Origin of the sequence: Stutzerimonas stutzeri, assembly GCF_002890915.1 — a bacterium.
GTDB classification, from domain to species: Bacteria; Pseudomonadota; Gammaproteobacteria; order Pseudomonadales; family Pseudomonadaceae; genus Stutzerimonas; species Stutzerimonas stutzeri_AF.
The window spans coordinates 16,199-28,366 of record NZ_POUT01000012.1 but is presented as its reverse complement, the minus strand read 5'-3'; the positions used below and the strand labels follow the sequence as shown (position 1 = coordinate 28,366).

General features: G+C 65.1%; 12 protein-coding genes. 4 read left to right on the top strand and 8 right to left on the bottom strand.

Translation table 11 applies throughout. The features are described from left to right. Positions 1-72: 72 nt before the first annotated feature. The 4 genes from dapB to grpE form a co-directional block, all read right to left on the bottom strand. A complete protein-coding gene (gene dapB / locus CXK94_RS18280) occupies positions 73-879 on the bottom strand; it encodes a 4-hydroxy-tetrahydrodipicolinate reductase (protein WP_102895370.1) in 807 nt (268 codons plus the stop codon). Between the two features lie 85 nt (positions 880-964). Then, positions 965-2,095, bottom strand: coding sequence for a molecular chaperone DnaJ (dnaJ, locus tag CXK94_RS18275; RefSeq protein ID WP_102895369.1), 1,131 nt, complete (start codon positions 2,093-2,095; stop codon positions 965-967). A 122-nt stretch (positions 2,096-2,217) separates the two neighbouring features. Then, positions 2,218-4,131 carry a molecular chaperone DnaK gene (gene dnaK, locus CXK94_RS18270; RefSeq protein WP_102895368.1) on the bottom strand — a complete coding sequence of 638 codons (1,914 nt, stop codon included), beginning with the start codon at positions 4,129-4,131 and terminating at the stop codon, positions 2,218-2,220. A gap of 100 nt (positions 4,132-4,231) precedes the next feature. Beyond that, positions 4,232-4,801 carry a nucleotide exchange factor GrpE gene (gene grpE / locus CXK94_RS18265; protein WP_037043497.1) on the bottom strand — a complete coding sequence of 190 codons (570 nt, stop codon included), beginning with the start codon at positions 4,799-4,801 and terminating at the stop codon, positions 4,232-4,234. 303 nt (positions 4,802-5,104) lie between these two features. Here grpE and recN point away from each other — a divergent pair, with 303 nt between their 5' ends. Next, positions 5,105-6,778 (top strand): DNA repair protein RecN, encoded by a 1,674-nt coding sequence (recN, locus tag CXK94_RS18260; RefSeq protein ID WP_102895367.1) that lies wholly within the window; start codon positions 5,105-5,107, stop codon positions 6,776-6,778. Positions 6,779-6,841: 63 nt separating this feature from the next. Here recN and fur read toward each other — a convergent pair whose 3' ends face one another. Continuing rightward, on the bottom strand, positions 6,842-7,246 hold the full coding sequence (gene fur, locus CXK94_RS18255; protein ID WP_037043491.1) for a ferric iron uptake transcriptional regulator: 405 nt from the start codon (positions 7,244-7,246) through the stop codon (positions 6,842-6,844). Between the two features lie 95 nt (positions 7,247-7,341). Here fur and CXK94_RS18250 point away from each other — a divergent pair, with 95 nt between their 5' ends. After that, positions 7,342-7,857 carry an outer membrane protein assembly factor BamE gene (locus tag CXK94_RS18250; RefSeq protein WP_037043489.1) on the top strand — a complete coding sequence of 172 codons (516 nt, stop codon included), beginning with the start codon at positions 7,342-7,344 and terminating at the stop codon, positions 7,855-7,857. Between the two features lie 46 nt (positions 7,858-7,903). Here CXK94_RS18250 and CXK94_RS18245 read toward each other — a convergent pair whose 3' ends face one another. Together CXK94_RS18245 and CXK94_RS18240 are read right to left on the bottom strand one after the other, a co-directional pair. Further along, on the bottom strand, positions 7,904-8,215 hold the full coding sequence (locus tag CXK94_RS18245) for an RnfH family protein (RefSeq protein ID WP_102895366.1): 312 nt from the start codon (positions 8,213-8,215) through the stop codon (positions 7,904-7,906). Then, on the bottom strand, positions 8,208-8,642 hold the full coding sequence (locus tag CXK94_RS18240; RefSeq protein WP_037043483.1) for a type II toxin-antitoxin system RatA family toxin: 435 nt from the start codon (positions 8,640-8,642) through the stop codon (positions 8,208-8,210). The genes CXK94_RS18245 and CXK94_RS18240 overlap by 8 nt, the downstream gene beginning before the upstream one ends. Before the next feature lie 214 nt (positions 8,643-8,856). Here CXK94_RS18240 and smpB point away from each other — a divergent pair, with 214 nt between their 5' ends. Next, a complete protein-coding gene (smpB, locus tag CXK94_RS18235; RefSeq protein WP_102895365.1) occupies positions 8,857-9,339 on the top strand; it encodes an SsrA-binding protein SmpB in 483 nt (160 codons plus the stop codon). 30 nt (positions 9,340-9,369) lie between these two features. Here smpB and CXK94_RS18230 read toward each other — a convergent pair whose 3' ends face one another. Continuing rightward, the gene (locus tag CXK94_RS18230) at positions 9,370-10,152 is read right to left on the bottom strand and encodes a GntR family transcriptional regulator (RefSeq protein ID WP_037043480.1); all 783 of its coding nucleotides are present in this window, start codon (positions 10,150-10,152) and stop codon (positions 9,370-9,372) included. Positions 10,153-10,444: 292 nt separating this feature from the next. On the opposite strand from CXK94_RS18230, the gene CXK94_RS18225 reads away from it, so the two are divergent. Beyond that, complete coding sequence (locus tag CXK94_RS18225) at positions 10,445-12,139, top strand: L-lactate permease (RefSeq protein WP_037043476.1); 1,695 nt, start codon at positions 10,445-10,447, stop codon at positions 12,137-12,139. Positions 12,140-12,168: the final 29 nt, after the last annotated feature.

Here is a 12,168-nt window from a genome sequence, read left to right as displayed (position 1 = left end):
CTTTCCGGTCCAGCCGAAATAGCCGGTCAGCGCACCCGAACGGGGCACAGGGCAGCCAGTGCGAGCAGCGAATCATTTCAGGCCGAGCACGTCCTGCATGTCATAGAGCCCAGCCGGCTTCTCGTCCAGCCACAGCGCGGCGCGCACCGCCCCCTTGGCGAAGGTCATGCGGCTGGAGGCCTTGTGGGTGATTTCCACCCGCTCGCCTTCGGCGGCGAAGAGCACGGTGTGGTCGCCGACCACATCCCCGGCGCGCACGGTGGCGAAGCCGATGGTTTCGCGCTGGCGCGCCCCGGTCTGCCCTTCGCGGCCGTAGATGGCGACTTTCTGCAGGTCACGCCCAAGCGCATCGGCCACCACTTCCCCCATGCGCAGGGCGGTGCCCGATGGCGCATCGACCTTGTGCCGGTGGTGCGCCTCGATGATCTCGATGTCGACTTCGTCGCCGAGCACCCGCGCGGCGGTATCCAGCAGCTTGAGACAGAGGTTGACCCCAACGCTGAAGTTGGCGGCGAAGACGATCGGGATTTCCCTGGCCGCGGCGGCCAGGCGCTCCTTCTCTTCCACGGAAAAGCCGGTGGTGCCGATCACCATGGCCTTGCCGGCGCGGCGGCAAACCTCGAGGTTCTTCAGGGTCACCGAGGGATGGGTGAAGTCGATCAGCACGTCGAACTCGTCGACCGCCTTGGCAACGTCACCCGTCAGCGGCACACCCAGACGGCCGATCGCCGCCAGTTCGCCAGCGTCCGCACCGACCAGGGTGCTGTCCGGTCGGTCGATCGCCGCGGTCAGCCCGGCAGCGCCCGCGGTCTGCTGCACCGCCTCGATCAGGGTCTTGCCCATGCGCCCCGCGGCGCCCATCACTGCAATACGTCGCATAACTCAAAGCTCCAAGCTGGAAGCCTGAAGCTGGAGGCTGTCCCGGCGCGTTTCAGGCTTCCGGCTTCAAGCTCCCAGCTTCCGATCAGACATCGCCGAAAAAGCGTTTCACACCCTCGAACCAACCGCTGGCCTTGGGCGAATGAGAGGTGTCGCCCTGCAGCGTGCCGCGGAACTCCTCGAGCATCTCGCGCTGGCGCTTGCTCAGATTGACCGGCGTTTCCACCACGACCCGGCACATCAGGTCGCCTGCCGCACCACCACGCACCGGCGCGACGCCCTTGCCGCGCAGACGGAACTGCTTGCCGGTCTGGGTGCCCTCCGGAATCTTCAGCTTGACGCGGCCATCCAGCGTCGGCACCTCCAGCTCGCCGCCCAGCGCCGCATCGGCGAAACTGATCGGTACCTCGCAGTACAGGTGCTTGCCATCGCGCTGGAAGATCGCGTGCTCGCGCACGTTGACCACCACATAGAGGTCGCCCGCCGGCCCGCCCTGGGTGCCGGCCTCGCCCTCGCCGGAGAGGCGGATGCGGTCGCCGGTGTCGACGCCCGGCGGCACCTTGACCGACAGCGTCTTCTGCTCTTCCACGCGGCCCTGGCCATGGCAGTTGCCGCAGGGGTCGGAAATCATCTTGCCGCTGCCGTGGCAGCGCGGGCAGGTCTGCTGCACCGAGAAGAAGCCCTGCTGCATGCGCACCTGACCGATGCCGCCGCAGGTGGTACAGGTCACCGGACTGGTGCCCTTCTTGGCGCCGGAGCCGTCGCAAACCTTGCATTCGACCAGGGTCGGCACGCGGATGGTCACGGTGGTGCCGCGCACCGCCTCTTCCAGGTCCAGCTCCAGGGTGTAGCGCAGGTCGCTGCCGCGCTGGGCGCCGCCGCGCGCGCTGCCGCGCCCGCCGCTGAAGAAGTCGCTGAAGACGTCGCCGAAGATATCGGAGAAGTTGGCGCCGCCATAACCGGCGCCCGCCGCGCCCGCTCCCATCTGCGGGTCGACGCCAGCATGCCCGTACTGGTCGTAGGCGGCGCGCTTGCCGGGATCGGAAAGCACCTCGTAGGCCTCGTTGGCCTCCTTGAATGCCTCCTCCGCCGCCTTGTCGCCCGGATTGCGGTCGGGGTGATGCTTCATCGCGAGGCGGCGGTACGCCTTCTTCAGCTCCGCCTCGCTGGCGCCGCGCTCGACGCCCAGCACCTCGTAAAAATCACGTTTGGCCATAACTGTCCTGAACCCTCAAATTCGTGCCCTCCAGACACGCCGACGCGGGAGCAAGCCCCCGCGCAGCGGTCATGCCCGCCCGAGCGGAGTCGGGGCGGGCTGGAGCGGAAGCAAGCCGGGGCTTACTTGTTGTCCTTGACCTCTTCGAACTCGGCATCGACCACGTCGTCGCCGGCCTGAGCCTTGTCATCCGCCGGCTGGCCTTCGCCCGCCTGCGCCTGCTCGGCGTACATCTTCTGCGCCAGCGGCGTGGAAGCCTGGGACACCGCAGCGATCTTGGCTTCGATCTCGGCCTTGTCGTCGCCCTTGATAGCCAGCTCCAGTTCGCCGAGCGCCTTCTCGATCGCGGTCTTGTCGTCGTCGCTGGCCTTGTCGCCGGCCTCGGTCAGCATCTTGCGGGTGGCGTGGACCAGTTGATCACCCTGGTTGCGCGCGGTCACCAGCTCCTCGAACTTGCGGTCTTCCTCGGCGTTGGCCTCGGCGTCACGCACCATCTGCTCGATTTCCTCCTCGGACAGGCCGGAGTTGGCCTTGATCACGATGGACTGCTGCTTGCCGGTGGCCTTGTCCTTGGCAGACACGTGCAGGATGCCGTTGGCGTCGATGTCGAAGGTGACCTCGATCTGCGGCATGCCACGCGGCGCCGGCGGGATCTCGGCCAGGTCGAAGCGGCCCAGCGACTTGTTCTGCGCGGCCTGCTTGCGCTCGCCCTGCAGCACGTGGATAGTCACCGCGCTCTGGTTGTCGTCGGCGGTGGAAAACACCTGCGACTTCTTGGTCGGGATGGTGGTGTTCTTCTCGATCAGCGGGGTCATCACGCCACCCAGGGTCTCGATGCCCAGGGTCAGCGGGGAGACGTCCAGCAGCAGCACGTCCTTGACGTCACCGGCCAGCACGGCGCCCTGGATGGCGGCCCCCATGGCCACGGCTTCGTCCGGGTTGACGTCCTTGCGCGCTTCCTTGCCGAAGAACTCGGCGACCTTCTGCTGCACCAGCGGCATGCGGGTCTGGCCACCGACCAGGATCACGTCGTCGATCTTCGAGGCGTCGATGCCGGCGTCCTTGAGGGCAATGCGGCAGGGCTCGATGGTGCGCTCGACCAGGTCCTCGACCAGCGATTCCAGCTTGGCGCGGGAGATCTTCACGTTGAGGTGCTTCGGACCGGACGCGTCGGCGGTGATGTACGGCAGGTTGACGTCGGTCTGCTGGCTGGAGGACAGCTCGATCTTGGCCTTCTCGGCGGCTTCCTTCAGGCGCTGCATGGCCAGCGGGTCGCCCTTGAGGTTCATGCCGCTTTCTTTCTTGAACTCGTCGACGAGGTAGTCGATCAGACGGATGTCGAAGTCCTCGCCACCGAGGAAGGTGTCGCCGTTGGTGGCCAGCACCTCGAACTGGTGCTCGCCGTCGACCTCGGCGATCTCGATCACCGACACGTCGAAGGTACCGCCGCCCAGGTCATAGACGATCACGGTGTGGTCGCCCTTGGCCTTGTCCATGCCGTAGGCCAGCGCCGCCGCGGTCGGCTCGTTGATGATGCGCTTGACGTCCAGGCCGGCGATGCGGCCGGCGTCCTTGGTGGCCTGGCGCTGGCTGTCGTTGAAGTAGGCCGGCACGGTGATCACAGCCTCGGTCACGGCCTCGCCCAGGTAGTCCTCGGCGGTCTTCTTCATCTTCTTCAGCACTTCGGCGGAGATCTGCGGCGGCGCCATCTTCTGGCCCTTGACCTCGACCCAGGCGTCGCCGTTATCGGCCTTGACGATGCTGTAGGGCACCAGCTTGATGTCCTTCTGCACCACATCCTCGTCGAAACGACGACCGATCAGGCGCTTGACCGCGTACAGGGTGTTCTGCGGGTTGGTGACCGCCTGGCGCTTGGCGGACTGGCCGACCAGGGTCTCGCCGTCGTTGGTGTAGGCGATGATGGACGGGGTGGTACGGCCGCCTTCGGCGTTCTCGATGACCTTGACGTTGCCGTTTTCCATGATGGAGACGCAGGAGTTGGTGGTCCCCAGGTCGATACCGATGATCTTGCCCATTTAATTCTCTCTCCGAAATTTCGATTGGTCCGCGCCTGTTTTACCGGCCGCGGGTAACACAAAAACGCTTGGCTACCAGATGGGGTCTGGCAGCCGGAATTCAAGCCTTCTCGTCGATCGAAGGCGTCGCCTCTGCCGGCGCCTTGCTGACCACGACCATCGCCGGGCGCAACAGGCGGCCATTGAGCAGGTACCCCTTCTGGAACACCTTGAGCACGCTGCCCGGCTCGACGTGGGTGCTTTCTTCCATGGCCATGGCCTGGTGGTGCTCCGGATTGAACGGCTCGCCATGCGGGTCGAGCTGTTCCAGCTGGTGGCGCGCCAGGGTGTCGAGCAGCAGCTTGAGGGTCAGCTCGACGCCTTCGCGCATCGGCTTGACCGCCTCATCGTCCGGGTTCGACAGCTCGAGACCGCGCTCCAGGCTATCGGCCACGGCCAGCAGGTCACCGGCGAACTTTTCCAGGGCGAACTTGTGCGCCTTCTCCACGTCCTGCTCGGCACGGCGACGGATGTTCTGCAGCTCGGCAGCCACCCGCAGGGACTGATCCTGCGCCGCAGCCAGCTGCTCCTCCAGCGACTGCACACGAGCAGCCAGGTCTTCGGCCACTTCGGTCTCGGCGTTCTCCGGCGTTTCGGGGGTCTGGTTATCCAGGTTCTGCTCGTCGGCCATGCGCTCCTCCTCTTCGTACGATCAGCGGGTGGCAAACCCGCGCTTGTGCGGCTATATGGGGGCGCGGAATCCTGGTTCAAGGGGGAGAACGGCAACTGCAAGCCAGCGTAGGATGGATGTCGCTTTTTTACATCCACCGTAGCCCCGCTCGTCGAGTCGATGAAGCGTGACCCGACCTACAGCTGTCCAGGGCCCGCTTATGGTTTGCAGCTTCAGGCTGCTTTTCTCGCTTTTATTTGAGGCTTGTGGCCGCTCGAAAAACTACTGTATAAATAGCCAGCCAAGCACTCTGGGAGCCTCGCCATGCTGGTTCATCTGTCGGTCCACAACTACGCCATCGTCGAACACCTGGATCTCGAGCTCAAGCGCGGCATGAGCGTCATCAGCGGCGAGACCGGCGCGGGCAAGTCGATCATGCTCGACGCCCTCGGCCTGGCCCTGGGCGACCGCGCCGACAGCAGCGTGGTGCGCATCGGCGCGGACAAGGCCGACATCCTCGCCAGCTTCGACCTGGACGACATCCCCGACGCCCGCGCCTGGCTGGCCGAACGGGACATGGACAGCGAAGGCCCCTGCATCCTGCGCCGGGTGATCACCGCCGAAGGCCGCTCGCGCGGCTACATCAACGGTACACCCTGCCCCCAGGGCGACCTCAAGGCGCTGGGCGAGCTGCTGATCGACATCCACAGCCAGCACGAGCACCAGTCGCTGCTCAAGGCCGACACCCACCGGCGCCTGCTCGACGAATACAGCGGCAGCCAGGAGCTGGCCCGCCAGGTGCAGCTGGCCGCGCAGCGCTGGCGCCAGACCCGCCAGAGCCTGGAGCGCCTGAGCAACAGCAGCGACGAACAGCGCGCACGCCACCAGTTGCTCAGCTATCAGCTGGAGGAACTGGAGAACCTGGCCCTCGGCGAACACGAGCTGGAACAACTGGAACACGAACACAAGAACCTGGCCAGCGCCGAGCAGCTGCTCGGCGCCTGCCGCCAGGTCATGGAGCTGTGCAGCGAGAGCGATGCCGGCAACGTGCTGTCCGCGCTGACCGCCAGCCTGCAACGCCTGGCCGCCTTCCAGAACCAGCCCGGCGCGCTGGTCGAGGCGATCAACCTGCTGGCCAGCGCACAGATCCAGGTCGAGGAAGCCATGGGCGAGCTGAATCGCTTCGTCGACCACTTCGATGCCGACCCCGAGCGCCAGCAGATGCTGGAGGAGCGCCTGGACACCATCTATACCCTGGCGCGCAAGCACCGCGTGCAGCCACCCGAGCTGCCGGGACTGCATCAGCAACTGCTCGAGGAGCTGGAGAACCTCAACGCCGACGACGAAGCCGTCGAGCGCCTCGGCGAAGAGCTGGCCGCCTATGCGCGCCACTACGAAGAGAAGGCGGGCGAGCTGAGCCGCATCCGCCAGGCCGCGGCCGAGCAGCTGGCCGCCGCCGTGGAAGCGGAAATCCAGCGCCTGGGCATGCCGGGTGGCAGGTTCAGCGTGCAACTCAAGCCCGCCGCCGAGGGCGAGTACCAGCCCTTTGGCCTGGAGCAGGTGGAATTTCTGGTCAGCGCCAACCCCGGGCAGCCGCTCCGCCCGCTGGCCAAGGTCGCCTCAGGTGGCGAGCTGTCGCGCATCAGCCTGGCGATCCAGGTGATCACCGCGCAGACTTCTCGCGTACCGACGCTGGTATTCGACGAAGTCGACGTCGGCATCGGCGGCCCCACGGCGGAAATCGTCGGCCAGCTACTGCGCCGGCTCGGCGAACGCGGCCAGGTGCTGACCGTCACCCACCTGCCACAGGTCGCCGCCCAGGGCCATCACCACCTGTTCGTGCACAAGGCCCGTGGCAGCGACGAGACCCGCACCGCGGTCGCCGAACTGGACCACGGCGGCCGCATCGAGGAGATCGCGCGCATGCTCGGCGGTGTCGACCTGACCGAGCAATCGCTGGCCCATGCCCGGCAGATGGTCGGCGCGGCGCAAGCCTGAGCACCAGGCAGGACGACATGAAAAAGGCGACCCGAGGGTCGCCTTTTTCATGTCGCCGGAAGATCAGCTCTTCTTGCGTACGTAGAGCACCAGATTGTGATCCACCAGTTCATAACCGTGCCGCTTGACGATCTCTTTCTGCAGCTTCTCGATATCGGGGTCGAAGAACTCGATGACATCCCCGCTATCGACACAGACCATATGATCGTGATGCCCGCTGTCGGCCAGTTCGAAGACCGCATGCCCGCCATCGAAGTTGTGCCGAACTACCAGGCCGGCCGCCTCGAACTGCGTCAGCACACGATAGACCGTTGCCAGCCCGACGTCCTCGCCCGCCTCCATCAGCGCCTTGTAGACATCTTCGGCACTCATGTGACGGCGATCGGTAGTGTCCAGCATCTGCAGAATCTTGACCCGCGGCAGGGTAACTTTCAGACCCGCTTTACGTAGTTCGTTATTTTCAACCATGGTTGGCTTTCTCGCTGCTGCTGTTTCGCAGCCTCCTTCAATACGGGTATGATCCGGGTTCTTTGCCCAGCCAAGATAGTGGAAGTCACCCACCGATGCAAAACACCAAGCTCATGCTGGCCAGCCTCACCTTCGTGGGCCTGTTCGCACTCGCCGGTTGTTCATTCCCCGGGGTTTACAAGGTCGACATTCAACAGGGCAATGTCGTCACGCAGGACATGATAGACCAGTTGCGCCCCGGAATGACCCGTCAGCAGGTGCGGTTTATCATGGGCAATCCGCTGATTACCGATACCTTCCACGCCAACCGCTGGGATTACCTGTACAGCATTCAACCCGGCGGCAGCCAGCGCCAGCAAGAACGCGTGAGCCTGGTCTTCAACAGTGCCGATCAACTCGTCGGCCTGGCCGGCGATTTCATGCCCGGTGTCAGCCGCGACGAGCAGATCCTCGGACGCCAGCAACCGGGCACCGTCACGGCGCCGAGCAGCGAGCGCCAGGAAGCCCAGGAGCGCCCGGCGCCGGGCTCGCTGCAGGAGCAGATCCAGCGCGAAGTCGACGAAGCCGAAGCCGTGCCGGTGCCGATTCCCGAACCGCTGGAAACCGAATGAACGAAGCCCGGCCAGCCCGGGCTCTTTCGTCAATGGCCTCGCGGCCTCAGGATTCTTCCGTCTTCATCGCCGCCCGCGCGGCCCGCTGCTTGCGCGCCTCCTTCGGATCGGCGATCAGCGGGCGATAGATTTCCACGCGCTCGCCATCCTCCAGCACCCGCTCATCCGGCTTGGGCACCGCCTTGCCGAAGATGCCCAGCGGCGCGCTGGCCAGGTCCAGGCCGGGAAAATGCGCCTCCATCCCCGAGCGCAGCGCGGCATCACGCACCGTGGTCCCCGCGGGCACGCTCAGCCGCAACAATTTCTGCTTGTCGGCCAGCGCATAAACGACTTCGACGGCAATCGGCTGCTTATCCATAGAGTTGCTTCGCCCGTGCACAGAACGCATCCACCAACGTATTGGCGGCCTGATTGAACAAGGGGCCGAGGGTGGCCTTGACCACCGGCCCGGCGTAATCGAAGGTCAGGTCGAGGCTGATCTTGCAGGCTTTCTCGCCCAGCGCCTTGAACTCCCAGATGCCATGCAGATGACTGAACGGCCCTTCCTCGAGCGTCATCTCGATCCGCTTGCCGCCCTGCAGGGCATTGCGCGTCATGAAGCGCTGGCTCAAGCCCGCCTTGGCCACGGTCATGCTGGCCTGCATCTCGGTGTCGCTGCTGGACAGCACCTCGGTCGCCGAACACCAGGGCAGGAACTGCGGATAGCTGGCTACGTCGTTGACCATGTCGAACAGCGCCTGCGCCGGATACGGCAGCAGCGCCGAGCGTTGAATATGCGTCGTCATGCAGACCTTCTACTTCGTCATTTCGATGGGCGCCAAGCTGAACGGCCCTGGCGCTGCCGGCATCGCAACCGCACCCGAAGGGCACCGACAGCAGCCGGCTCGGCGCAAAAGCCGGCACATTGTCGGGGATATGTGCCGGCCCCTCAAGTTTCCTCCTCTCCGCCACGTGCAGCCTGTCGCCAGCCGCAACGGGACTCCCTATAATGCCGCCCCTATGGCCAAACAGAAGAAACAGTCCCCCGGGACCATCGCGCTGAACAAGAAGGCGCTACACGACTACTTCATCGAGCAGAAATTCGAGGCGGGCCTCGTCCTGGCCGGCTGGGAAGTGAAGAGCCTGCGCGCCGGCAAGGCGCAGCTGGTCGACAGCTACGTGCTGCTCAAGGACGGTGAAGCCTGGCTGATGGGTGCGCACATCACGCCGCTGACCAGCGCCAGCACTCACGTCATCGCCGACCCGACCCGCACCCGCAAGCTGCTGCTGAACAAGCGCGAGCTGGGCAAGCTGTTCGGCGCCGTGCAGCAGAAGGGCTACGCCTGCGTGGCGCTGTCGCTGTACTGGAAGAAGCACATGATCAAGTGCGAGATCGCCCTGGCCAAGGGCAAGAAGGAATTCGACAAGCGCCACACCGAGAAGGAACGCGACTCCGATCGCGAAATCCAGCGTGCGATGCGCAGCAAGGGCAAGGAAGACTAACCCGCCCGCTACCGGCACCTGGCGCCGGACCTAAGCCCCCTTCACCCGGTCACCATGGCGGCGCTGCGCACGCGCCAGCCGCTGGGCTTCCTGCTGCCCTTCGGCGAGCACTTCCTGCACGTAGTTGATATGCCGGTGGATGACCTCGCGCGCCTCTGCCGCACGCCTGGCCATGATCGCCTCGTACAGCTCGCGATGCTGGCTCATGAGCATGTCGCGGGTTTCGTCGCGCAAGGCGTACATGCCGCCGATATTGGTCACCACGTTGCGCTTGAGCAGATCGAACAGCCCGCGGATGGTATGCAGCAGCACCGCATTGTGACTGGCTTCGGCAATGGCCAGGTGGAACTGCGCATCGGCCGCCCCCTCCTCCGCACGGGTCACCTTGCCTTCGCGGTCATAGCAGTCCTGCAGTGCCGCAAAGGCCTCGGTCAGGCGCTGCTGGTCCACTTCGGTGGCCCGCAGCGCCGCGTAATAGGCGCAACTGCCCTCCAGGGTGTGACGGAACTCCAGCAGGTCGCGCTGCGCATCGCGGTTGTTCTCCAGCAGATGCAGCAACGGGTCGCTGAAGGTGGAGCCCAGCGATTCCGCAACGAAATTGCCGCCACCATGCCGGCTGACCAGCAAGCCCTTGGCTGCCAGCTTCTGGATCGCCTCGCGCAGCGATGGGCGTGACACGCCGAACTGCTCGGCCAGCGCACGCTCGGCCGGCAGCCGCTCGCCGGCCTTGAGCGTGCCCTCGAGAATCATGGTTTCAAGCTGCGCGACGATATCGTCGGCCAGCCGGCGCTGGCGTACCACTCCAACTTCCATTTCGCTCCCCGCGCACTTCAGATTGGTTTGACCACTTTGAATGAAGCGTCAGCCTAGCGGGGCCTTTTCAGGGCCGCAAGCCGAGCGGCTAAGACCAATGTCTAAAAGCCCTCAATTGACGCATTCAGCCGCGACCTCTTACGCTGGCGTCTCGTCACTGCAAATTGGTCTTACCACTTTACAAGATCAATCCCAACAACAAGAGGACTACCCATGACGTCACCGCGAAACATCCATGCCGGAGTTCTTCCGGACTTCAATCAGCGCCTCGTGACGGCGGGAGTCTGAAGCCATGTCCAACGGTCTTCTCGCATTTCTCGCGTTTTCCCCCATTCTCCTCGCGGCGGTCCTGCTGATCGGTTTGCGCTGGCCCGCCAAACGCGCCATGCCCCTGGTTTACCTGCTTACCGTCGGCATCGGCCTGTTCGTCTGGGACATGAGCTTCAATCGCGTGCTCGCCTCGACCCTGCAAGGGCTGGTGATTACCGCGGGCGTGTTGTGGATCATCTTCGGCGCCATCCTGCTGCTCAATACCCTCAAGCATTCCGGCGGCATCACCGCGATCCGCGCCGGCTTCACCACCATCAGCCCCGACCGCCGCATCCAGGCGATCATCATCGCCTGGCTGTTCGGTTGCTTCATCGAAGGTGCCTCGGGCTTCGGCACGCCGGCCGCCATCGCGGCACCGCTGCTGGTCGCCATCGGCTTCCCGGCATTGGCCGCAGTGCTGATGGGCATGCTGGTGCAATCCACCCCGGTGTCCTTCGGTGCGGTCGGCACGCCGATCATCATCGGCGTCACCGGCGGTGTCGACAGCGCCGCGTTCGGCACCCAACTGGCCGCCCAAGGTTCCAGCTGGGAGGCCTTCCTGCAGCTGATCACCAGTGAAGTGGCGGTTCTCCATGCCCTCACCGGCACCATCATGCCGCTGATCATGGCGTTGATGCTGACGCGCTTCTTCGGCAAGGAGAAAAGCTGGAAGGCTGGTTTCGAGGTACTGCCGTTCGCGATCTTCGCCGGCCTGGCCTTCACCCTGCCCTACGCGATCACCGGCATCTTCCTCGGCCCGGAATTCCCGTCGCTGCTCGGCGGCCTGATCGGCCTGGCCATCGTCACCACGGCGGCACACTTCGGCTTCCTCACGCCGAAGAAGAGCTGGGACTTCGCCGATGCCAAGGACTGGCCGAACGAATGGGTCGGCAGCGTCGAGATGAAGCTCGACGAACTCACCGCCAAGCCCATGAGTACCCTGCGCGCCTGGCTGCCCTACGTGCTGGTCGGCGCCCTGCTGGTGATCAGCCGCACGGTGCCGGAAGTCGGTGCCTTCATGAAGTCCATCGTGCTGGTGTTCCCGGACATCCTCGGCGAGGCCGGCATCAAGGCCGACTTCATGCCGCTGTATCTGCCCGGCGGCATCCTGGTGCTGGTGGTACTGGCCACCTTCTTCCTGCACGGCATGAAGGCCCGCGAGCTGGCCGCGGCCGTCGGTGAATCGAGCAAGGTATTGATTGGCGCCGGCTTCGTCCTGCTGTTCACCGTGCCGATGGTGCGCATCCTGATCAACTCCGGCGTCAACGCTGCCGAGCTGGCGAGCATGCCGATCACCATGGCGCGCTTCGTCGCCGACAGCGTCGGCTCGGTCTACCCGCTGCTGGCGCCGAGCGTCGGTGCCCTGGGCGCCTTCATCGCCGGTTCCAATACCGTCAGCAACATGATGCTCAGCCAGTTCCAGTACGGTGTGGCGCACAGCCTGGGCGTCTCCGGCGCGCTGGTCGTCGCGGCCCAGGCCGTGGGTGCCGCGGCGGGCAACATGGTCGCCATCCACAACGTGGTGGCCGCCTCCGCCACGGTCGGGCTGCTCGGCCGCGAAGGAACTACGCTTCGTAAGACGGTCTGGCCGACCTTGTATTACGTGCTGATCTCGGGCCTGCTGACGCTGATCGCGATTTACCTGATCGGCGTGACGGACCCGCTGGTCGGGCTGTGATCCAACCGTGAAGTCTTGCCCCGCCTGCG